18 protein-coding genes are annotated in these 22,393 nt (G+C 73.4%); 5 read left to right on the forward strand and 13 right to left on the reverse strand.

Features of this window, described 5'->3' with window-relative positions; translation table 11 throughout:
* Window positions 1-52: 52 nt before the first annotated feature.
* The 6 genes from CYQ11_RS29515 to CYQ11_RS13885 form a co-directional block, all read right to left on the reverse strand.
* Window positions 53-2,428 carry a serine/threonine kinase C-terminal domain-containing protein gene (locus tag CYQ11_RS29515; protein ID WP_181143656.1) on the reverse strand — a complete coding sequence of 792 codons (2,376 nt, stop codon included), beginning with the start codon at window positions 2,426-2,428 and terminating at the stop codon, window positions 53-55.
* A gap of 216 nt (window positions 2,429-2,644) precedes the next feature.
* Window positions 2,645-3,343: a demethylmenaquinone methyltransferase gene (locus CYQ11_RS13865; RefSeq protein ID WP_099199345.1), complete on the reverse strand. Its 699-nt coding sequence runs from the start codon at window positions 3,341-3,343 to the stop codon at window positions 2,645-2,647.
* An 82-nt stretch (window positions 3,344-3,425) separates the two neighbouring features.
* Window positions 3,426-4,043, reverse strand: a complete 618-nt coding sequence (locus tag CYQ11_RS13870) for a Uma2 family endonuclease (protein ID WP_240003411.1) — start codon at window positions 4,041-4,043, stop codon at window positions 3,426-3,428.
* An 89-nt stretch (window positions 4,044-4,132) separates the two neighbouring features.
* On the reverse strand, window positions 4,133-4,780 hold the full coding sequence (locus tag CYQ11_RS13875; protein ID WP_099199344.1) for an amidohydrolase family protein: 648 nt from the start codon (window positions 4,778-4,780) through the stop codon (window positions 4,133-4,135).
* Window positions 4,781-4,793: 13 nt separating this feature from the next.
* Entirely contained in the window at window positions 4,794-5,990 is a 1,197-nt protein-coding gene (gene mqnC / locus CYQ11_RS13880) for a cyclic dehypoxanthinyl futalosine synthase (RefSeq protein WP_099199343.1), read from the reverse strand.
* 78 nt (window positions 5,991-6,068) lie between these two features.
* A complete protein-coding gene (locus CYQ11_RS13885; protein ID WP_099199342.1) occupies window positions 6,069-7,733 on the reverse strand; it encodes a serine/threonine-protein kinase in 1,665 nt (554 codons plus the stop codon).
* A 161-nt stretch (window positions 7,734-7,894) separates the two neighbouring features.
* Between CYQ11_RS13885 and CYQ11_RS13890 the strand changes: the two genes are divergently transcribed.
* A complete protein-coding gene (locus CYQ11_RS13890; protein ID WP_338105534.1) occupies window positions 7,895-9,118 on the forward strand; it encodes an alpha/beta hydrolase in 1,224 nt (407 codons plus the stop codon).
* 172 nt (window positions 9,119-9,290) lie between these two features.
* Here CYQ11_RS13890 and CYQ11_RS13895 read toward each other — a convergent pair whose 3' ends face one another.
* A complete protein-coding gene (locus CYQ11_RS13895) occupies window positions 9,291-10,181 on the reverse strand; it encodes a menaquinone biosynthetic enzyme MqnA/MqnD family protein (RefSeq protein WP_099199341.1) in 891 nt (296 codons plus the stop codon).
* A 285-nt stretch (window positions 10,182-10,466) separates the two neighbouring features.
* Between CYQ11_RS13895 and CYQ11_RS13900 the strand changes: the two genes are divergently transcribed.
* Window positions 10,467-10,670, forward strand: coding sequence for a cold-shock protein (locus CYQ11_RS13900; RefSeq protein ID WP_030067036.1), 204 nt, complete (start codon window positions 10,467-10,469; stop codon window positions 10,668-10,670).
* Between the two features lie 219 nt (window positions 10,671-10,889).
* Here CYQ11_RS13900 and CYQ11_RS13905 read toward each other — a convergent pair whose 3' ends face one another.
* Window positions 10,890-12,686: an AMP-dependent synthetase/ligase gene (locus tag CYQ11_RS13905; RefSeq protein ID WP_099199340.1), complete on the reverse strand. Its 1,797-nt coding sequence runs from the start codon at window positions 12,684-12,686 to the stop codon at window positions 10,890-10,892.
* A gap of 129 nt (window positions 12,687-12,815) precedes the next feature.
* Here CYQ11_RS13905 and CYQ11_RS13910 point away from each other — a divergent pair, with 129 nt between their 5' ends.
* A complete protein-coding gene (locus CYQ11_RS13910) occupies window positions 12,816-13,862 on the forward strand; it encodes an AraC family transcriptional regulator (protein WP_099199339.1) in 1,047 nt (348 codons plus the stop codon).
* 83 nt (window positions 13,863-13,945) lie between these two features.
* The gene (locus CYQ11_RS13915; RefSeq protein WP_099199338.1) at window positions 13,946-15,121 is read left to right on the forward strand and encodes a lipase family protein; all 1,176 of its coding nucleotides are present in this window, start codon (window positions 13,946-13,948) and stop codon (window positions 15,119-15,121) included.
* Between the two features lie 12 nt (window positions 15,122-15,133).
* On the opposite strand, the gene CYQ11_RS13920 is transcribed toward CYQ11_RS13915, so the two are convergent.
* The gene (locus tag CYQ11_RS13920) at window positions 15,134-16,051 is read right to left on the reverse strand and encodes an AraC family transcriptional regulator (RefSeq protein WP_099199337.1); all 918 of its coding nucleotides are present in this window, start codon (window positions 16,049-16,051) and stop codon (window positions 15,134-15,136) included.
* A 96-nt stretch (window positions 16,052-16,147) separates the two neighbouring features.
* On the opposite strand from CYQ11_RS13920, the gene CYQ11_RS13925 reads away from it, so the two are divergent.
* Entirely contained in the window at window positions 16,148-17,173 is a 1,026-nt protein-coding gene (locus CYQ11_RS13925) for a zinc-dependent alcohol dehydrogenase family protein (RefSeq protein ID WP_099199697.1), read from the forward strand.
* 19 nt (window positions 17,174-17,192) lie between these two features.
* Here the strand turns inward: CYQ11_RS13925 and CYQ11_RS13930 are convergent, their stop codons facing one another.
* From CYQ11_RS13930 to CYQ11_RS13945, 4 genes are all read right to left on the reverse strand, one after another.
* A complete protein-coding gene (locus CYQ11_RS13930; RefSeq protein ID WP_099199336.1) occupies window positions 17,193-19,112 on the reverse strand; it encodes an AMP-dependent synthetase/ligase in 1,920 nt (639 codons plus the stop codon).
* Between the two features lie 175 nt (window positions 19,113-19,287).
* On the reverse strand, window positions 19,288-19,941 hold the full coding sequence (locus CYQ11_RS13935) for a TetR/AcrR family transcriptional regulator (protein ID WP_099199696.1): 654 nt from the start codon (window positions 19,939-19,941) through the stop codon (window positions 19,288-19,290).
* A gap of 359 nt (window positions 19,942-20,300) precedes the next feature.
* Window positions 20,301-21,611, reverse strand: coding sequence for a dicarboxylate/amino acid:cation symporter (locus CYQ11_RS13940; protein ID WP_099199335.1), 1,311 nt, complete (start codon window positions 21,609-21,611; stop codon window positions 20,301-20,303).
* A 403-nt stretch (window positions 21,612-22,014) separates the two neighbouring features.
* Entirely contained in the window at window positions 22,015-22,311 is a 297-nt protein-coding gene (locus CYQ11_RS13945) for a DUF4229 domain-containing protein (protein ID WP_099199334.1), read from the reverse strand.
* Window positions 22,312-22,393: the final 82 nt, after the last annotated feature.

The raw sequence follows: 22,393 nt of genomic DNA on the forward strand, positions 1-22,393 counted from the left end.
GGGTGCCCGCGGGCACCCGGCAGCATCCCCTACCGGTCGGGGTCGGTCGGGATCAGTCGAGGTCGGCGGGGCCGCTCCACCAGTACTCCAGCGCCGTGTCGAACGTCTTGTGCACGACCGGCCAGTATTCGTCCCGGTCCTCGTAGAGGACGGCGAACTCCGTGCCGTGCTCGTCCACGTACGCCTGGTCGACGGCGTGGACGACGCGGCCCGTGCCCTTCTCGGTGCGGGTCCACTCCCACAGCGCGCCGGGCCTGCCCTGGAAGGTGTTGGGCGTCATCTTCAGCCGCTTGTAGCCCTCCTGCTGTCCGACTACCTTCTCCATCTCCTGGAAGTGGTCGTACGCGGACTTGCCCTCGCTCGCCGCCATGCCGACCCGCAGGTGGGCCAGGCCCGTGGGGCCCGCGAAGTCGACCTGCCGGCTGCCCTTGTCCTCCCGGTGCCAGCCCTCCGGCACCGCCAGCGTGAAGCCCTCGGGGGACGTGATCCGCTCGAAGCCCTGGGGCGGGGTGGCCCTGGCCCGGTCGGGGACGACGACCTGGCCGGGGCGCGAGGCGCCGGGCGAGGGGGACGCGGACGCGGACTCCCCCGCCGACGGCGCGGCGGACGGGCTCGCGACGCCTTCCCGGCCGTCGCCGTCGGCGCCCTCCGGCGGCGCGTCGCTGCGCACGACCACGGGCTTGCCGTCCTTGGAGCCGTCCTTCTTGGTGTCGCCGCTCTTGCCGACGAGCATCACGCCGCCGACGGCCCCGCCGCCCACGAGGAACGCCGCGACGCCGATCGCGACCCAGGTCAGGACCCGGCCGGTCGAGGAGCGAGCGGGAGCCGGCGCGGGAGCGGGAGCGGGGGCTGGAATGGCGTACGCCGGGGACGCGGGCGGAGCCGGGGGCGCGGCCTGCGGGGCGGGCGCCGCGGGGGCCTCCGCCGGGGCCGGGGGCGCGGGCGGAGCCGCCGGGGCCGGCGGCGAGGCCGGCGAGGCGGGGGCCGGGGACACGGCCGGCATCGGCGGTACGGGCGCCACCGCGCCCCCGGCCGCCTTGCCCACGCCGAGACCCGGGCCCGTGCCCGCCGTGCCGCCGCCACGGCCGATCACCGCCGCCAGCAGCAGCGCGCCCGCCGTCCACAGCAACCCGAAGAGCAGCAGCTCACCGGCGTTCGTACCGACCGACGCCTCCATGCCGCGCGGGCGGGCCGAGAAGGACGTCGGCGCCGGCGCCATCTCCGTCGCCGCACCGGAGACGAAGGACAGCAGCCACACCGTTCCCAGGAAGAACACCCCGGACAGCACCTGCTCGAAGCGGTCCGCCGAGCGCCGCGCCGCCAGGACGGCCAGGATCACCGCGCACACCGCGCCGACGGCGAGGGCGCCGACCTGGGCCCAGTCGCCGACCGCCGCACCGAGCTCGGAGAGGCCGAGGGTGCCGCTCTTGTGGGCACCGTGGTCGGTGTTCTCGCCCTCGACGCCCGCGCCCCAGGACAGGCCCAGGCCCATCAGGCCCAGGTTGACCAGGACCGGGATCGAGCCGGCCCAGGTCCACTCGCCCACCTCGTCCTGGTTGGCCGCGAGGACGACGAACACGATCACCGCGCACAGCGCGACCGACAGCCCCAGGGCGCGCAGGGCCGTGCCCCACGCCCGTACGACCATCTGCGCGCCGGCGCCCAGGCGCACGGCCAGTTCGTCGCGGCACAGCACCGCGCCGGCGACCGCACCCGCGAGCGCGAACGAGACCAGCCCGGCCAGCCACGGCGTGGTGGAGACCGTCACCAGTTCGAGGTCCGGCTGCCCGATGAGGGCGAGCACCAGCACCACGCCCGCGCTCAGCAGCGCGACGCGCAGCGCGGCCTCCGCGCCGCCGCCCGCGCCGGCCGGCCAGGAGGCGCGCAGCCGCCTGGCGCCGAGGGCCACCGCAGCCGCCCACAGGGCGGTGACCGTCAGCGGCCACACCGAGATCGAGCCGCTGCCCCGCATGAACAGCGAGAAGAGCCCGCCGCTGCGGGTCTCGACCTCCAGGGTGCCGCCGAGGCCCTGCATGAGCAGACCGGCGACGACCTGGAAGCGGTCGGACCAGTTGGAGAACCGCATGCCCTCGTAGTCGCCATAGGACGGCGCCGAGATCGCGACCGTGAGGACGAGCAGCAGGCCGGCGGGCCACAGGGCCGCCTTGGCCGCGCCCGCCCAGTCACCCGCGAAGGTGCGCCGCAGGAACAGCGCGAAGGGGGACGGGGGCGCCTGCGCCGCCGGTGCGTACGGGGGCGGTGGGGCGCCCGGCAGCGGGGGCCGGGCGGGAGGCGGGGGCGGCGGCGCGGTGGCGGGCATCGCGGGGACGGTCGCCGGAGCCGGAGCCGCCTTCCCGGCGGCGGGGGCCTCGCCCGCCGGCGCACCGCCCTCGCTGTCGCCTTCGGGCCGCTCCCTCCCGCACTTCATGCAGAAACGCGCCTCCGGCACGAACGCGGAGCCACAGGCGGGACAGAAGGACGGCATAGGGCGCCTCCGGGCGGTTCGATCCGATGTCATCGCGGTGTAAGCGATCAAGATCGTACCGACCGAAAACAACCTGGCCATGACAATCGGCGGGACGTCCAGGAAGCTCCCAACCGCCTGGCTTCACCCGCTATGGACGCAGTCGCCGCCCGCTTTTCGTCAGCTTGAGGGCTTGGTCCCCCGGTGCAGCGCCACGACGCCACCGGTCAGATTGCGCCACGCGACCTTCGACCAGCCCGCCTTGCCCAGCAGCGCGGCGAGCGCGGGCTGGTCGGGCCAGGAGCGGATGGACTCGGCGAGGTAGACGTACGCGTCCGGGTTGCTGCACACGGTCCGCGCGATCGGCGGCAGGGCACGCATCAGGTACTCGGTGTAGACCGTGCGGAACGGCGCCCAGGTGGGCTGGCTGAACTCACAGATCACCACGCGCCCGCCGGGCTTGGTCACCCGCAGCAGCTCCCGCAGCGCGGTGTCGGTGTCCTGGACGTTGCGCAGCCCGAAGGAGATCGTGACGGCGTCGAAGACGTCGTCCGCGAACGGCAGCTTCGTCGCGTCACCAGCGGTCAGCGGCAGCCAGGGGTTGCGCTTCTTGCCCTCGCGCAGCATGCCGATCGAGAAGTCGCAGGGGACGACGTAGGCGCCGTCCATGGCGAACGGGAGGGAGGACGTGCCCGTACCGGCGGCGAGGTCGAGGACCTTCTGCCCGGGGCGGGCGTCGACGGCCTGCGCCACGGCCTTGCGCCAGAGCCGGGCCTGGCCGAGCGAGATGACGTCGTTGGTGAGGTCGTATTTGGCCGCCACGTCGTCGAACATCGCGGCGACTTCGTGCGGCTGCTTGTCCAGGGAGGCTCGGGTCACGCCCCCATTCTTCACCACGGCCCGGGGGGCTTCCGGACGGGGACGGCTCGCCGTGGAACGGACCGAGGCGTCCGCCCCCCGTTCAGAGCTTGAGCAGAGCCGTCAGGTCGATCTCCAGGGAGAACGGCAAGTCGGTGACGAGCTTCTCCCGGTGCACAGGGTGCAAGGGCGCGGGGATGTAGGACTGCTCCCCGACCGGCAGCCAGAACTCATGCACCGCGAGCCGCCGATCCTGCTCCAGCTCGATGCGCCAGTAGCACGGCACATTCGCCTCGGCGAACAGTGCGGGCTTACGAAACCGGTCGTCGCTCCTGGAGCCGGGAGAAACCACCTCCACCGCCAGCTTCACCTCGCTGGCAGGAGTGCATTCAGCAGTGAAGATGTCGAGGTTCGTCGTGTCGTAGACGACCACGTCGGGTTTCCGGACGTTGTCCTCGGTCAGCATGACGCAGCGCTCGACATTGACTCCGTACGGAGAAGGGGCTGCGAGCTGGAGCTGCCGATGCAGATTGTCCCGCACGATGTCATGCCAAAGCTTCGTCTGCCCCCGCACCACGATCGCTCCGTCCACGAGTTCCCAGTCCCAGGGCAACTCCAGTTCCTTCACCTGGTCGAACGTCCAACCATCCCCGGGCGGGAACATCCAGTTGTCCGCCGTGGCCGGCTGACCAGGTCGTCCGATAGCCATCACAGCTCCCATGGACGTTGAGTGTGGACGAGGGTGCGGATCGCGGTCCCCTATACGACGGTAGCGTCGTCCGAAGTAATGAACGGGCTCCCGCGCCGCCCTCAGCGCCCCCGGTACACCAGCCGCCCGCCCAGCACCGTGGCCACGCAGGTCCCCGCGCCGGCCGCCAGGAGCGCGGCCTCGTCCGGTGCGTCGAAGGCGGCGAGGTCGGCGCGGGCGCCCACGGTCAGCGGCGTCCCGACCGCGCCGGCCAGGTCGAACGTCTCCCGCAACGGGTCGAGGTCCGGCTCGCCGGCCAGGACTCCCGGCGCGCGCAGCGCGGAGACCACCCGCAGGCCCGAGCGCGCGACCGCCGTCGCCACCACCGGCTCGTGGAAGGACCCCGCCAGCGCCGTCGTGCCGTGCCGCAGCATCTGCTGGAGCCCCCGCCGGACGCTGCCCGCCCGGCGGGTCTCGGTCATGTCCAGGGCCGCCAGGCGCTCGCCGGTCAGAGGACGGTCACCGAGCTCGTCGTACTCGCGCGGGTCCGGGTGGTAGGCGCGGGTCAGCAGCCACAGCCCGTGCCACTGCCGCAGCCCCGGCGTGAGCACGCCCGGCCAGCGGCGTACGCGTGCCGCCGGGTGCGCGGCCGCCACCTGCTCGTACGGGCCGACGGACGCGACGGTGTCACCGTCGACGGCCACCGCGCCGTCCACGACGGGGGCCGCGCCCACCGGCAGGACGAGGGGCGCGGCGTGGATCGTCAGCACGGTCGGCCGGCCGTCAGCTCGCCTGGACGATCTTCAGCTCGGGGTGCGCCGTGCCGCCCTCGATCGCCGTCGACGACAGGTGCGAGACCACACGGTCGTCGACCGGGTCGTTCGCCGGGTCGTCGTGGACGACGAGGTGCTCGTACGTCGTCGCGCGCTGCGCCGGGACGCGACCCGCCTTGCGGATGAGGTCGATGAGCTCCATGCGGTTGGAGCGGTGCTTGGCGCCGGCCGAGGAGACGACGTTCTCCTCCAGCATCACCGAGCCCAGGTCGTCCGCGCCGTAGTGCAGCGAGAGCTGGCCCGCCTCCTTGCCGACCGTCAGCCACGAGCCCTGGATGTGGGCGACGTTGTCGAGGAACAGCCGGGCGACGGCGATCATCCGCAGGTACTCGAAGACGGTGGCCTGCGTCCGGCCCTTCAGCACGTTGTTCTGCGGCTGGTAGGTGTACGGGATGAAGGCGCGGAAGCCGCCCGTGCGGTCCTGCACGTCGCGGATCATCCGCAGGTGCTCGATGCGCTCGGCGTTGGTCTCGCCGGTGCCCATCAGCATGGTGGAGGTCGACTCGACGCCCAGGGTGTGGGCGAGCTCCATGATCTCCAGCCAGCGCTCGCCGGACTCCTTCAGCGGCGCGATGGCCTTGCGCGGCCGCTCGGGCAGCAGCTCGGCGCCGGCGCCCGCGAAGGAGTCCAGACCCGCGGCGTGGATGCGGCGGATGGCCTCCTCGGCCGAGACGCCCGAGATGCGCGCCATGTGCTCGACCTCGGACGCGCCGAGGGAGTGGATGACGAGCTGCGGGAACTCCTTCTTGATCGCCGCGAAGTGCTCCTCGTAGTACTCCACGCCGTAGTCCGGGTGGTGACCGCCCTGGAACATGATCTGGGTGCCGCCCAGCTCCACGGTCTCCGCGCAGCGGCGCAGGATGTCGTCCAGCGGCCGGGTCCAGACCTTGTCGCTCTTCGGCGGGGCGTAGAAGGCGCAGAACTTGCACGCGGTGACGCACGAGTTCGTGTAGTTGATGTTGCGCTCGATGATGTACGTCGCGATGTGCTCGGTGCCCGCGTAGCGCCGGCGGCGCACGGCGTCGGCCGCCTGCCCCAGGGCGTGCAGCGGCGCGGAGCGGTAGAGCTCGAGCGCCTCCTCCGGGGTGATCCGGCCGCCTGCTGCGGCGCGGTCGAGGACCAACTGAAGGTCGGCGTTCTCGGTCACCGGGCGTCCCTTCGGAGGGGGTATGCGAATACCGGGTCAGCCTACGCGAGGGCCTCGGCCGGGCCGGAGACAGGGCGGTCAGCCGGTGCGGGTGAGGATCGCGTGGGGTTTGCCGCCGGCCGAGTCGACGGAGGCGAAGGCCAGGGTGCCGTTGGCGCTGAGGACGTAGGCCACGTACGCGGTGGCGCCCGTGCAGAAGGCGCCCTGCGGCCCGTCGGCGACCTCCTGGAGCGTGATGGTCTTGGCGTCGGCGGAGGACAGCTTCGCCTTGCTGCGGCACTTCAGGGAGAGCGCGGCATAGGTCGTGCGCACCACGTAATCGTCCTTGCCGCCCGCGGTGATGACGCTGGTCATGGTGCCGTTGGGGGTCCCGTCGGACTGGACGACCTCGCCGGTCCAGGTGCCGAGGAACGCCTGCGGCACGGCGCTCCCCGTCGCCGGGGGCGAGCTGGGGCCCGGCTGGGACCCGGACGGCGGCTTCGCGGTCTCTTCGCCGCCGCCACCGGTGCCCGGCAGCAGGCCGAAGACGAACGCCGCGGTCGTGGCGGCGGCCAGCGCGCCGGCGACGCTGACCACGAGGGTGCAGCTCAGGCGGCGGCGCCGGGCGGTGCCGGCCGTCGCCGTGGCCTCCAGGGCGACACGCCGGCCGGCGTCGGGACCGGTGGGGTCCGGGCCCGCGGGCCCCTCGACCCTCCCGTCCCCGGCCCGCGACGAGCCGGACACCGCCGGACGGCCCGCGCCCCCGGGCACGGACGCCGCCCCCGAGGAGACCGGCGGCGCCTGCCCCGGCAGCGGGATCAGGCCGCTCGGCGCCCCGGGCCCGGCGTCCGCCACCGTGCCCTCCAGGTCCAGCAGTGCCACCGCCTGCCGGCTCACCCGCTCCACCAGCTGCCCCGGCAGCCAGCCGGACCGGACGCGGCCGCGCACGCTGCCGGACTCCGCGGGGGCGAGGGCGCGGGCGAGGGCCTCGGGGGCCGGCCGCGCCTCGGGGGACTTCGCCAGGCAGTGCGCGACCAGCGTCCGCAGCTCGCCCGTCAGGGCGGGGCCCAGCTCCGGCTCCTCGTGCACGACCTTGTAGAGCAGCGCCGCCGAGCTGTCGCCGCTGAAGGGCGGCACGCCCGTGGCCGCGAACGTCAGCACCGCGCCCAGCGAGAAGACGTCGGCGGCGCCGGTGACGGGCTTGCCCAGGATCTGCTCGGGCGCCATGTAGCCCGGCGAGCCGACGGAGACCCCGGTCGAGGTGAGGGAGGACGTGCTGTCGGAGGCGCGGGCGATGCCGAAGTCGATGAGCCGCGGGCCGTCCAGCGCCAGCAGCACGTTCGAAGGCTTGACGTCCCGGTGTACGAGCCCCAGCCCGTGCACCGCCAGCAGCGCCTCCGCGAGCCCCGCGCCCAGGACCCGCACGGTCGCCCGGGGCAGCGGGCCCGTCTCCGCGACGGCCTGGGTGAGGGACGGGCCGGCGACGTAGCCCGTGGCCACCCACGGCACCGCGGCATCCGGGTCGGCGTCGAGGACGGGGGCCGTCCAGGCGCCGCCGACGCGGCGGGCCGCCTGGACCTCCCGGCGGAAGCGCGCCCGGAACTGCTCGTCGAGGGCGAAATGCGGATGGACGACCTTGACCGCCACCGTGCGTCCGCCGGCGCTGCGGCCGAGGTACACCCGGCCCATGCCGCCGGCGCCCAGCCGGCCCAGCAGCCGGTAGACGCCGATGACCTGCGGATCTTCTGCCAGCAATGGCTGCACTGGGACTTTCGCCTCCCCCCGAGGGGGCCGCGCGGACCCCGATTTTCAGCCTATGACTCAATTCACGAGGCGTCCCAGGAACCCCGCACCTGGGTTTGCCCATCCCCTAGGACGGAACAAACCGTCATGTCCTTCGGGGCATCATCGTCCGGAGCGACGCGATGACGCATTCACCCAACGGGGGCTACCCGCCGCACGGCGGCTACGGCCAGCAGGCCGGGGACTACCAACAGCCCCACGGCGGCTACCAGACCCAGACCGCCCCGCCCTACCCGCCCGCCGGTGACTACCACCAGCACGAGGGCATGTACCAGTCCCAGAACCGCCGTCAGTCACGCCGCGGCAAGCGCTGGCTGATCGTGGTGGCGACCATAGCCGTGCTCGGCCTGATAGCCGCCGGCGTGCTCAACTACTTCAAGATCGGCCCGTTCTCCGACAAGGGCAAGCCGGTCAGCTTCGGCCAGGACAAGGACGGCGGCCAGGCCGGCGGCGCGAACGCCCAGAAGCCGGACTCCAAGGTCTCGATGCCGACCGGCCCCAAGGCCGAGTTCAAGAACACCAGCACCCTCTCCGACGGCACCCAGGTCGCCGTCACCACCCTGGACGGCAAGAAGTCCGGCTTCAAGGGCAAGGTGTGGGTCTGGGCCCCCAAGGCGTACAGCGACCCGAAGTTCAAGGACCACGGCTTCCCGGTCCTGGTCGCCCTCCCCGGCGGTCCCGGCTTCCCGAACAACTACTGGATGGACGACGGCGGTCTCCACCTCGAGTCGTCGATCACCAAGTGGTACAACGAGGGCAAGGGCAAGCCCTTCATCCTCGCCATGCCGGTCCTCAACCCGAAGCCGGACGACGGCGGCCTCTACTGGGACGGCAGTGACATCCCCGGCCAGCCCAAGATGGGCACCTGGCTCACCGAGGACGTCCCGGACCTGATGAAGGCCAACTTCCGCACCATCAAGTCGCGGGACGGCTGGGCCTTCATGGGCTCCTCCTCCGGCGCCTTCTCGGGCCTGAAGGCCGTGCTGAAGCACCCGGACAAGTTCAAGGCCGTCATCGCCTCCGGCCCGGACATCGTCCCGGACTCCCCGCTGTGGAAGGGCCACGAGAAGGAGAAGGCCGAGAACAACCCCGAGGTGCTGGCGAAGGACCTCATCGCCCGCAAGGGACCGGACGTCTACCTCGCGTTCCAGTACGGGACGAAGGAGAGCAGCGTCATCCCGCACGTGGACAAGTTCATCGCCACCTACGGCAACAAGGGCCCCGTCCACACGCGCCTGCAGAAGATCGAGGGCGGCAAGCACAACGCCAAGACCTACATCGAGGGCATGGACGCGGGCAGCATGCAGTGGATCAGTGAGCACATGGCAGGCCCCGTCGCTCCCTGACCCCCCGGTCACCGGCCGGCCGGTCCTCGCGACCGCCGGCCTCCGCCGGGCCCCGGCCTGTTCCCCGGGGCGCCCGCCACCACCCGCCGCGTCACGCTCGCTCCGGAGCCCCGGCCCCCGACAAGGGGGCCGGGGCTCCAGCGGTTCCCCCGCCCGTCCCGGCGGCCGGCCCTCAGGCCCCCAGCAGCTCCACGCGCACGTCGGCGGGGAAGCCGGTGGTGGGCCCGGTGCGGCGGGCGAACTCCGTCACACCGGCCAGCTGCGCCGAGCCGAAGCGGAAGTCCAGCGTGGTGAAGTAGCGCTCCAGCAGCTCGGCGTCGAAGACCTCCCAGCGCGCCGCCTGCTCGGCCACCTTGCCGACCTCCTCCAGGGACAGGTCCCGGGAGGCGAGGAACGCCTCGTGCACCTTGGCGACTATCCGCGGCTCACGGGCCGCGTAGTCGCGCCGGGCGGCCCAGACGGCGAAGACGAACGGCAGGCCCGTCCAGTCCTTCCACATCTGCCCCAGGTCGTGCACCTGGAGGCCCAGCCGGGGCGCGTCGTGCAGCGAGGCCCTCAGGGCGGCGTCCCCGATCAGCACCGCGGCGTCCGCCTCCCGCATCATCAGGGACAGGTCGGGCGGGCAGGTGTAGTAGTCCGGCTGGACGCCGTACCGCTCGGCCAGCAGCAGCTGCGCCAGCCGGACCGAGGTCCGCGAGGTGGAGCCCAGCGCGACCCGCGCCCCGTCCAGCTTCTCCAGCGGCAGCTGGGAGACGATCACACAGGACATGACCGGGCCGTCGCAGCCCACGGCGATGTCCGGCAGGGCGACCAGCCGGTCCGCGTTCTTCAGGAACTCGACCAGGGTGACGGGGGCGATGTCCAGCTCGCCCGCGATCAGCTGTTCGCTCAGCTTCTCGGGGGTGTCCTTGGTCAGGTCCAGGTCGAGCAGCGTGCCGGTGCGGGCGAGGCCCCAGTAGAGCGGCAGGCAGTTGAGGAACTGGATGTGACCGACGCGCGGGCGGCTGCGGAGCGGGCCGGGCGCCTGGGCGGCGATCGCTCCGTCTGAGGCTGAATTGTCCACATCCGGAGGCTAGCCCCGCCGCTCGGCGGCCGCTGGGGCGGGGGTGCCGGCGGAGGGTGCCCGACCCTGCATCTTTTCCGGGCGGAAGGACCTGAAAACCCACCTACGGCGTGATCTTCAACTCCTTCCCCGAGCGAACTTGCCGTGCTAGGCTCGCCGCAAGTTGCAGTTTGGTTTCCCTTGCAGTACAGAGCCTGCGGAGCATGTGACCCGCAGGCTTTTGTAGTTTTCAGACTTCTTGCAGGTTCTGGAGCAGGGCAACCCTTTGGGCCCAAGGAGGGCTTTATGGCTACCGGAACCGTGAAGTGGTTCAACGCTGAAAAGGGCTTCGGCTTCATCGCCCAGGACGGCGGGGGCCCCGACGTCTTTGTCCACTACTCCGCGATCAACGCCGCCGGTTTCCGCTCCCTTGAGGAGAACCAGCAGGTCACCTTCGACGTCACGCAGGGCCCGAAGGGTCCGCAGGCGGAGAACGTCACCCCGGCGTGATTTCCGGATCCGGGGATCTTCCGGGATCCCCGGATCTTTTAAGGAGCCCTGCTCCCGCTTCGGCGGAGACAGGGCTCCTGCCTTTTCAGCGGGCGTCCGCGCGGGTCGCCTTTCCGCCGAATTGGCGAGTTCCCGCCCGTACCGCGATGCCCGGTCCGTCCTCCCCCTCCTGGAGACGCGCCGGGCGGATCAGGTTGATCCGTTTCGACGTCCACCTGATTAGCGATGTTCGTACAACGCATCGATTACCGCCGCATAGCGTTCACCTATCGCCGCCCGCCGCAGTTTGAGCGTCGGCGTCAGCGTGCCGTCCGCCACCGTCAGGTCCTCGTCGAGGATCGCGAACGCCCGGACGCGGGCCGGCCGGGACACCTGCGCGTTGGCCGCGTCCACGGCCTCCTGGCACAGCCGGCGCACGGCCGCGTGGCGGCCGGCGGGAGCGCCGCCGAGGTCCACCCCCGCACGGGCCGCCCAGGCCGCGACCTCCTCGGCGTCGAGCGCGAGCAGCGCCACCGGGTGGGGGCGCCGGTCGCCGACCAGCACCGCCCGGGAGATCCAACGCGACTGCTGGAGGGCGAACTCGACCTCCGACGGGGTGAGGTTCTTGCCGCCCGAGGTGATGATCAGGTCCTTCTTCCGGCCCGTGATGCTGAGGTATCCGTCCGCGTCCAGGGAGCCCAGGTCGCCGGTGTGCAGCCAGCCCTCGCCGTCCAGCACCTCGGCAGTGGCCGCCGGGCTCGCGTGGTAGCCGGGAAAGACCCCCGGCCCCCGGGCCAGCACCTCGCCGTCCTCCGCTATCCGCACCTCGCAGCCCGCGATCGGCCGCCCCACCGTGCCGTGGCGCACCGCCCCGGGGTGGTTGAGGGAGATCACCCCGGCGGACTCGGTCATGCCGTAGCCCTCGAAGACCCGGATGCCACAGGCCCTCAGGAAGTCCAGCGTGCGCGGCGCGATGGGCGCGGCACCCGTGAGCGCCCACCGCAGCCGCCCGCCGAAGACCGCCCGCACGGGCTCGAAGACGGTCGTCTCCGCCGCCTCCCACACCGCCCTCAGCTCCTCGGACACCTCCTCGCCCCGGCCCTGCGCCTCCGCCACCGCGACCCCGGCCCGCACGGCCGCCTCCAGCCGGGCCCGTCCCGCCGGGCCCTCGGACTCGGCGAGCGCGACGACGCCGGCGTGGACCTTCTCGAACAGCCGGGGCACGGACGGCAGATGGGTGGGCCGTGCCTCGGCCAGCTCCGCGACGACGTCCTCGATCCGTCCGCCGAAGTAGCAGAGCGTGCCGCCCCGGCGCAGCGAGGACAGCTGGATGAGCTGGGCCAGGAGGTGGGCGAGGGGCAGGTAGAGGTAGGTGGTGTCACCGGGGCCGCCCTCGATCAGGTGCTCGGTCGCGTCCTGGACGGCGACGAGGTTGCCGTGGGTGAGGCGGCAGCCCTTGGGCAGGCCGGTGGTGCCGGAGGTGTAGACGATGGCGCAGAGGTCGTCGGCCGTACGGGCCGCCGCGCGCGCCAGCAGCTCCTCCAGGGGCGCGCCGGCCGGCAGGGCGCCCAGTACCGGCGCGGGGGGCGCCTGCGCCCCGGTGTCCTCCTCCATCAGCACCACGTGCCGCAGCGCGGGCAGCTTCGCCCGGACCGCCGCCACCCGGGCGGCCTGCCGGCCGTCCTCGCACACGGCCACCGAGGCGCCCGAGTCGCCCAGCACCCAGGTCAGCTCCTCCTCGCCCGCCGTCGGGTAGACCGGCACGACGACCGCACCCGCCGTCAGCGCCCCGAAGTGGGCGACGGTCCACTCCGGGCGGGTCTCGGCCAAGACGGCCACCCGGTCGCCGGGGCGCACCCCCAGGCCCATCAGGCCGCGGCCGGCGGCCCGGACGGACGCGCGCAGGGCCTCGTAGCCGGTCTCCGCCCAGCGCGGGCCGCCGGCGGTCCGGGGGCGGAAGCGCAGCGCGGGCGCCGGGCCGTGGCGGTCCGCCGCCCACTCGATGAACTCCGCCAGTGTTCCGGGCCGTTGCCGCATGCCGCCGCCTCCCGCTCCCCTGCCGCCCCCGTGTCCGCCCCCGACGCTAGGAGTTGCGCCCGCCGCCCGGGGACGACCGGAACCGTCAGCCCCGCTGACCCCGGCGCTCAAGGGGGCTACCGTGCGGGCATGGGCAGGACCACGGTCGGCGTGCACCACGTCCAGGCGGCGCTCGGCGGTGCGCTGCGGCTCGGCATCGACACCGTGCCGCTCCTCCAATGCGCCGGGATCTCCCCCCTGTTGCTGGGCGACGAGCTGGCGCGCGTGCCGCCCGAGCAGTTCGCGCGGCTGGTGCGGGCGCTGCACCGGGCCACGCGGGACGAGTTCCTGGGGCTGGGCGCGGCGCCCAGCCGGCCGGGGACGTTCGCCATGATGTGCCACGCGTGCGTCGGCTGCCGCGACCTGGGCGCGGCGCTGGAGCGGGCCGTCCGGTTCTACGGGCTCTTCCCGCACGGCCCCGACCTGGCGCTCGACCGGCTCGCCGGCGCGGGGCCGGCCGGTGAGGCCGTCTTCGCCGTCCGGGGCGACCTGTGGGGCCTCGCCGAGGGCCGCTTCCTCGCCGAGTGCGTGCTGATCGTCTGGCACCGGCTCGCCAGCTGGCTGATAGGGCACCGGATCCCGCTGCGCTGGGCGCGCTTCGACTGTCCGGCGCCGCCGTACGCGGGCGAGTACGGGGCGATGTTCGGCTGTCCGGTGACGTTCGGGGCGGGGCGCGGCTTCGGCGCCGCCGCCGGTTTCGACGCGCGCTGGCTGGCGGCGCCGCCGGTGCGGGACGAGGCGGCCCTGGCCGAGCTGCTGCGGAGCGCCCCGGCCGGGCTGCTCAGCCGCCGGGAGTACGGCACGACGGTGGCCGAGCAGGTGCGGCGCGACTTGGCGCGGGCGCTGCGCGCGGGGCGGCCGGCGCGGCTGCCGGGGGTGGCGCAGCTGGCGGCCCGCCTGGCGGTGAGCCCGGCGACGCTGCGGCGGCGGCTGGCGGCGGAGGGCACGTCCTACCGGCGGCTGCGGGACCAGGTGCGGCGGGAGGCGGCGGTCAGCAGCCTGGCGGAGGGGCGGGAGCCGATCGCGGAGCTCGCCGAGCGGCTGGGCTTCTCCGAGGACACCGCCTTCCACCGGGCGTTCCGGCGCTGGACGGGCACCACGCCGGGCGCCTACCGGCTCCACGGTCAGCAAAGCTGAGCTTCCCGGTCAGCCCGGACTTACCCACCGGTCACTACGGTCCCCCCAACTGCTTCGCACCACGGGACAGTTGGGAGAGCCGCATGCACCTGCGCAGCACCGCCCTCGCCGCGCTGACCGCCCTGGCCGTGGCGCTGGGCCTGCCCGGCACCACGGCTGCCGCCTCGGCGCCCGGGTCGCCCCAGGCGGCCGGGGCGCCCGGCGACGTCGTCAGCTCCGCCCCCACCTCCTTCCACCCCCTTCCCGGCCAGCCGACCAACACCAGGGCGTGGCACATCACGTACCGCTCCACCACCGCCAAGGGCACGCCCAACGTCGTGTCGGGCACCGTGATCGTCCCCCAGGACGGCAGAACGGGCCCGCGCCCGCTGGTCACCTACGCCGTCGGGACCGTCGGCCTGGGCGACGCCTGCGCCCCGTCGGCGGGCTTCCCGTACGGCACGACCGTGGAGGCCAACCTGATCCAGCAGCTCACGCTGCGCGGGTGGGCCGTCGCCGTCACCGACTACGAGGGCCTGGGCACCCCCGGCGACCACACCTACACCGTCGGTCCGGCCGAGGGCCACGCCGTGCTGGACGCCGCCCGCGCCGCGCAGCGGCTGCCGGAGGCCGGCCTCGGCGGGAGGGGCCCCGTCGGCATCATGGGCTACTCCCAGGGCGGCCAGGCGAGCGCGTGGGCCGCCGAGCTGCACGCGTCGTACGCCCCCGAGCTGGACGTGCGCGGCACGGCGAGCGGCGGGGTGCCCGCGGACCTCCTCAAGACCGCCGACTACGACGACGGCGGCATCGGGGCGGGTCTGATCCTCATGGCCGCCGCCGGCCAGGACGCCGCCCACCCGGAGCTGCGGCTCGCGTCGTACCTCAACGACAAGGGCCGCTTCTACGTCGACTTCCTGAAGAAGAACTGCGTGGTCGTGGGCGTGGTCGCGGGGCTCTTCAAGCGCATCTCCGACGTGACGGTCAAGAACCCGCTGCACGAGGCCGACTGGCAGGCGGTCCTGCGCGCGTCGGCCCTCGGCACCCGGGCGCCCGACCGGCCCGTGTACCTCTACCACGGGCTGGTCGACGAGCTGATCCCCTACGCCGTGGGGAAGCGGCTGCGGGCGGACTGGTGCGCGAAGGGCGTGGCGGTGCAGTGGAAGCCGCTGCCGCTGGCGGAGCACGTCCTGGGGGCGGTCACGGAGTCGATACCGGCCGCGAACTGGCTGGCCGACCGTTTCGCCGGACGGCCGGCCGGGGGGAACTGCCAGGCGGTCTGACCGGGCCGGGGTTCAGGCGCTCTGCCTGCGGTACTGGCCGGGCGCCACCCCGTACTCCCGCTTGAACGCCTTGGCGAAGGCGAACTCGGAGGCGTATCCGCACTGTTCGGCGACGGTGCGCAGGGGTGCGTCGGCCGTGCGCAGCAGCCGGCCCGCCGTCGTCATGCGCCACCACGTCAGATAGGCGAGCGGCGGCTGGCCGACCAGCGCGGTGAAGCGGCGGGCGAACGCGGCGCGGGACAGCCCGGCCCGGGCACCGAGCTCCTCCACCGTCCAAGGCCGCGCCGGGTCGCCGTGGACGGCCTGCAAGGCGGCCGTGACGGCCGGGTCCTTCAAGGCGCCCGCCCATCCGGTCGGCCCGTCCGGGCGCTCGGTCAGCCACCAGGTCCGCAGCAGGTACAGCAGCAGGGTGTCGAGGAGAGCGGGCACGATCGCGTCGGAGCCGGGCTGGGGGTCTTCCAGTTCGGCGCCGAGCAGGTCGATGGCGGAGCGCAGCCGGTCGTGGGAGCCGACGCGGGCCGGGATGTGGACGAAGGGCGGCAGGTCGGTCAGCAGCGGGTGGGCGCGCGCCTTGTCCAACTGGTAGGCGCCGCAGAGCATGAGGGTGTCGTCGCCGTGGACGGGTCCGCGGTGGCGGAGCGTGGGCCAGGACCCGTCCGGTTCCAGCCGGGCGTCCTCCAGGGGCGTGTCGGGCCGGTCGGCCAGGCCGTGACCGTACCCGTGCGCCAGGAAGACGACGTCACCGGCGCCGAGCCGTACGGGCTCCGCCCCGTCGGGCGGCAGCAGCCAGGCCGTGCCCTGGAGGACCACGTGGAAGCCGGCGCCGTCCGAGGCGGGGAACCGCACGCCCCAGGGCGCGTGCTTGACCGTGCGCGAGGAATGGGGGCGTCCGGTGCGGATGGCGGCGATCGCGTCGCTCAGTACGTCCATGACCGCACCGTACCGCTTTATGAGCGAGACGATCAGACATGAAAGAGAGTGCCTGAGATATGGATCGTCTCGTACGCGCTGCGTACGGTCGTCCTCATGACAACTCCTTCCGCAACCAGGGCGATCAGCGGCGGCACCACCACCAAGGCGGTCCTCTTCCACGAGCTCGGCGGCCCCGAGGTCCTGAGGGTCGAGGACGTGCCGCTGGTCGGGCCCGGGCCCGGCGAGGTCGCCGTGCGCGTCGAGGCCGTCGGCCTCAACCGGGCCGAGGCCCTCTTCCGCTCGGGCACGTACTACTACCAGCCGACGCTGCCGGGGTCCCGGCTCGGCTACGAGGCGGCCGGGGTGGTGGAGGCGGTCGGGGAGGGCGTGAGCGCCTTCGCCCCCGGCGACGCGGTGATGGCCGCGGCCAACTTCGACTTCGGCGTCCACGGGGTGTACGGCGAACGGGTCGTGCTGCCGCAGGAGTCGGTGGTGCGCGGGCCCGACGGCGCGGACGCGGTGACCGCCGCGGCGATGTGGCTGACGTACTCCACGGCCTACGGCGGCATGGTGGAGACGGGCGGGCTGGCCCCCGGCGACCACGTGGTGATCACGAGCGCGTCCAGCGGCGTCGGTACGGCCGCGATCCAGACGGCCCTGCGGGTCGGGGCGGTCCCGATCGCCGTCACGCGCGGCGAGGCCAAGCGGGCCGGCCTGCTGGACCTCGGCGCCGAGCACGTGATCACCACCGACTCCCAGGACCTGGTGAAGGAGGTCAAGCGGATCACGGGCGGCCAGGGTGCCCGGCTCGCCTTCGACGCGGTCGGCGGCCCCCGCTTCGCGGCCCTCGGGGACGCGCTCACGCCCGGCGGCACGACGGTCATTTACGGAACGCTGGACCGGCGACCCGCGCAGCTGTCGCTGAACTGGCCGCTCACCGTCCACGCGTACTCCAACGGCGCCCTCAGCCGCCAGGAGGGCTTCCGCCGGCGGGCCGGCGCCTTCATCGGCTCGGGCCTCGCGAGCGGCGCCCTCAAGCCCGTGATCGCCGAGACCTTCGACGGCCTGGAGCGGATCACCGACGCCCACCGCCTGATGGAGTCCAACTCCCACCTGGGCAAGATCGTGGTGCGGGTGTGACCGCGGGGCGCCGCCGGGGTCAGGGCAGCGCGCGCCCGACCCCGTCGTACAGCCCCGCTATCTCCTCGGCGAAGTCCCGCGCGATCGCCGCCCGCCGCAGCTTCAGCGACGGCGTCAGGTGCCCGGACTCCTCCGTGAACTCCACGGGCAGCACCGCGAACCGCCGGATCGACTCCGCCCGCGACACCGCCGCGTTGGCCTCGTCGACCGCCGTCTGGACGTCCGCGAGCAGCCCGCCGTCGCGGACCAGCTCCTCCACCGGCACGTCCTCCATGTCGTGCATCCGCTGCCAGTGCGCGAGCCCGTCCGCGTCGAGGGTGATCAGCGCCGCGACATAGGGCCGGTCGTCGCCGACGACCAGGCAGTCGCCGACCAGCGGGTGGGCCCGCACCCGGTCCTCCAGCGGGGCGGGGGCCACGTTCTTGCCACCCGAGGTGACGATCAGCTCCTTCTTGCGCCCGGTGATGGTGAGGTAGCCGTCCCCGTCGAGCGCCCCCAGGTCACCGGTGGCGAACCACTCCCCCGGCGCGTCCGGCACCGCCTCGCCCTTCGCCGCGTCCCAGTAGCCGGCGAAGACGTGGGCACCGCGCAGCAGCACCTCGCCGTCGTCGGCGATGCGCACCGCGGTGCCCGGCAGCGGCCAGCCGACCGTGCCCGGCCGGGGCCGCAGCGGCGGGGTGAGGGTGCTGGCGGCCGTGGTCTCGGTGAGCCCGTAGCCCTCGAAGACCTCGATGCCCGCGCCGGTGTAGAACGCCGCAAGCCGCCCGCCCAGCGGTGAGCCGCCGCTGATGACGTACCGGACGCGGCCGCCGAGGGCGGTGCGGATACGGCGGTAGACGAGCGGGTCGTACAGGGCGCGGGCGGCCCGCAGCCGGGGTCCCGGCCCGGCGCCGGCACCGCGGGCGCGCGCGGCCTCGGCCTGCGCGTACCGCGTGGCGACGCGGGCGGCGCGGTCGAAGACGGAGGCCCGGCCGAGCCGTTCGGCCGTCGCCCGGCCGGTGTTGTAGACCTTCTCCAGGACGTACGGGATGGCGAGCAGGAACGTCGGCCGGAACGCCGCGAGGTCCGCGCGGAGCTCGTCGGTGCGCGTGGTGGGCGCGTGCCCCAGGCGCACCCGTGCCCGTACGCAACCGACCGCGACCATCCTGCCGAAGACGTGCGAGAGCGGCAGGAAGAGCAGGGTGGAGGCGGGCCGCCGGCTCACGGAGGCGAAGACGGGGTGCAGCAGCTCGGTCGCGTTGTCGACCTCGCTGAAGAAGTTGGCGTGGGTGAGGACACAGCCCTTGGGGCGGCCGGTGGTGCCCGAGGTGTAGATGAGGGTGGCGACGTCCTCCGGGGTGCGGGTGGCCCGGCGTTCGGCCACGGCCTCGCGGGGCACGTCCCGGCCGAGGGCGCACAGCCGGCCGACGGCGTCGGCGTCCAGCCGCCACAGGTGGGCCAGGCCCGGGAGCTCCGTGCGCAGGGCGCGGACCAGCCGGGCCTGCGCGCCGGTCTCGACGACGCACGCCACCGCCCCGGAGTCCCGCAGGATCCAGCCGACCTGCTCGGCGGAGGAGGTGGGGTAGACGGGGACGGTGACCAGCCCCGCGGCCCAGCCCGCGAAGTCCAGCAGCGTCCACTCGTAGCGCGTGCGCGCCATGATCGCGAGCCGGTCGCCGGGCCGCAGCCCGTGGGCGAGGAGTCCCTTGGCGACGGCCAGCACCTCGGCGGCGAAGCGGGCGGCGGTGACGTCCCGCCAGAGTCCGTCCTGCTCCTTGCGGCTGAAGGCGACGTCGGCGGGGGCCGCGGCGGCGTTGTCGAACGGCAGGTCCCCGAGCGAGCCCCAGTAGACGGGAGGGGCGAGCGCGGGGACGGCGGCCTCACGGACGACGCCGCCGAGGGACGTCGTGCGGGGCGGAACGAGTACGGGCGGCGGTACGGGGCTGTGCGGTACGGACACGTGCGGCTCCTGTTCCAGACCCACATGCGAGACCCACGGGCAAGCTACTTACTCGGCGGTAGACCCTGGCCGCAAAGGTACGCCTCGCGCAGTCCCGTCTCCAGAGGGCCTCGGCCCCCGCGGCCGGGCGCGGCCCGGCGCCGGGCCGGGCCCGCCGGCCGCGCCGGAAGGGGCGTCAGGGGCGGGCGGAGGCCGTCCACCGCTGCCCGTTCATGAGGTTCTCCAGGCCCACCCACGCGACGTTCATCAGCGTCGCCGCCGTCTCCTTGGCCGTGGGCACGGCACCGGTGCGGTCGTTGGCCCACCCGGCGAGCGACTCCGCCGCCCCGACCAGGGCGTGCGCGAGGCCGGAGACCTCGTGGCCGGGAAGCGCCCCCGCGCCGCCGGCGTCCCGCTCCCCCGCCGCCGCCGCGCCGTCCGCCGTTTCCGCCAGCAACCGCGTGACGAGGTCGACGATCTCCTGCCGCAGCTCCGCCACCACCACGGCGAACGGCTCCCCGTGCGTACGGGCCTGGCAGCTGAGCACCGCCCAGCCGGCGGGGTGTTCGGCGGTGTGGGCGAAGAAGGCGCGCAGCCCGCTCCACAGCCGGCTCTCGGCGGGGGCGGCCGGGTCGACCGCGGCCCGCACGGCCTCCATCAGCGCCGTCGCCTCACGCCGGATGCACGCGCTGAAGAGGTCTTCCTTCGAGTTGAGATAGAGGTAGACCAGCGGCTTCGACGCCCCCGCCAGCTCGGCGATCTCGTCCATGGACGCGGCGCGGTAGCCGCGCCGGGCGAAGACCTCCACGGCGGCGTCGAGCATCTGACGCTCGCGCACCTCGCGCGGCATCCGCTTGGCCTTGCCCCCGGCCCTCGGTCCGGCGCCGCGCTTGCCGGCCGCGCCGGGCTTCGCCGCGCGGCCCTGCCCGCCGGCCTTGGGCTCCGGCTCGGCGCGGGCCACGGCGCCCCGCTTGCGCGGCGCGGCCACCGGTATCCGTGCAGCATTCACGAAATTCACGACAGAAATCCCTCCGCCCCCGTGACGGTACCGGCAGGTAATATCACAGGGAGGGAGGACGTCAAGGGTACGGATCAAGCCGACACGACGTCGGCCCGCCGTCCCCGGGGGTCCGCAAGGCGTGTGCCCGCCCCGCGCACGCCGACGCCCCCGGCCGCGCGGGGCGGCGACCGGGGGCGCTGACGGTACGGCTACGCGGCCACCGGCGCGGGCTGCCGCTCGGGCCGGGGCTCGGCCTCCAGCTTCGAGCCGTCGGCGGTCTCGTAGGCCTCGCGGTCGAGGATCCCCTCGCGGGAGGCGACCAGGATCGGGACGACCGACTGGCCGGCCACGTTCGTCGCGGTGCGCATCATGTCCACGATCGGGTCGATGGCCAGCAGCAGGCCCACGCCCGCCATCGGCAGGCCGAGCGTCGACAGGGTCAGGGTCAGCATGACCGTCGCGCCGGTGAGGCCGGCGGTGGCGGCGGAGCCGATGACCGAGACGAAGGCGATCAGGACGTAGTCCTTGACCTCCAGCGGCACGTCGAAGACCTGGGCCACGAAGATCGCGGCGATGGCCGGGTAGATGGAGGCGCAGCCGTCCATCTTGGTCGTCGAGCCGAACGGCACCGCGAAGGAGGCGTAGTCCTTGGGCACGCCGAGGCGCTCGGTGACCTTCTGCGTCAGCGGCATCGTGCCGACGGAGGAGCGGGAGACGAAGGCCAGCTGGATGGCGGGCCAGGCGCCCTTGAAGAACCGCAGCGGGTTGACCTTGGCGACCGTGGCCAGCAGCAGCGGGTAGACGACGAACAGCACGAGGGCGCAGCCGACGTAGATGTCGGCGGTGAAGGTCGCGTACTTGCTGATCAGGTTCCAGCCGTACTTGTAGACGGCCTTGCCGACGAGGCCGAGGCTGCCCAGCGGGGCGAGGCGGATGACCCACCACAGCACCTTCTGCAGCAGCTCCAGCACGGACTCGCTGAGCGAGAGCAGCGGCTGGGCCTTCTCGCCGACCTGGAGGACGGCGACGCCGGCGACGGCGGCCATGAAGACGATCTGGAGCACGTTCAGCTCGGTGAACGGCGTGATGACGTCGGTCGGGACGATTCCGGTGAGGAAGTCCAGCCACGACCCCTTCTTCTTGGGGTCGGCGCCGTCGGCGGCGGTCAGGCCGGTGCCGGCGCCCGGGTCGGTGAGCAGACCGATGGCGAGGCCGATGACCACCGCGATCAGCGACGTGATCATGAACCAGAGCAGGGTGCGGGTGGCCAGCCGGGCGGCGTTGGAGACGTTCCGCAGGTTGGTGATCGACACCAGGATGGCGAAGAAGACCAGCGGGGCGACCACGACCATCAGCAGCTGGACGAAGATGCCACCGATCTTGTCGAGGGTGGTCTGCAGCCACCCGACGTCACCGCTCTTGGCGGCCCAGCCGAGCAGGGCGCCCAGCACCAGGCCGAGCAGGATCTGGGCCCAGAAGGGGACCTTGGGTATGCGGGACGTGCGCGACGTCGCGGGCACGGGGGATGAGGACAACGGGATCTCCGGGGGACAGGCAGAAGTCAGAAAGAGGCGCCGGGGCACCGGGGAGAGTCCGAACCGTTGCGTACGGGATCTCCGGCCGCGGGACGCCACGAGAGCGGGAGCGTCACATCAACGGCGGCGACAGGCCGCGGAGACGCGGCGGCAAAGATCGACGTGCAGGCGCGCCACGAGCACGGGGCTCGTGGGGGGCTGGGGCGCTGCTGCTGTCTTCATGTCGACCACGTTAACACTTGTTCTTTGAGGAACCCATAGGAATTCTTGGGGTTCCGCCTTCGGAAAAACGCCGAAGCCCCGCCACGGAAGGGGGATTCCATGGCGGGGCTTTGAGTCGGTGTGAGGAGTCTTACACCTCTACGACGCCTTGCGGGCGATACGGGCGTTACACCCCGTCCTCCTGGCCGGCGTTGGCGGCGAAGCGCTCCTTAGCCCGGTCCACCCGGTGCGAGATCTGCACGGACATCGCGTCGCGCTGCTTGCGCAGCAGCACGAAGCTGAGGGGCCCCGAGATGACGAGCGCGAGCAGCAGCATCCAGAAGATGTTCGAGCCGTTGACCCCGATCGGGATGAGGTGGGCGTAGCACAGCACCCACACCACCGCGAAGCACGCGACGAGCAGGCCTATGCGCGAGGCGGTGTAGCGCAGCGAGGCGTACTTGTGGCTACTGGCGGTACTCACAGTCGGACCTTCTTCTCCAGCGGCAACCAAAAGGGTCGCTTCCAGTCAAACACGGCCGGTCAAACCCGGACCGCACCCGGGG

This window comes from Streptomyces cinnamoneus, from assembly GCF_002939475.1.
Taxonomy (GTDB): Bacteria; Actinomycetota; Actinomycetes; order Streptomycetales; family Streptomycetaceae; genus Streptomyces; species Streptomyces cinnamoneus_A.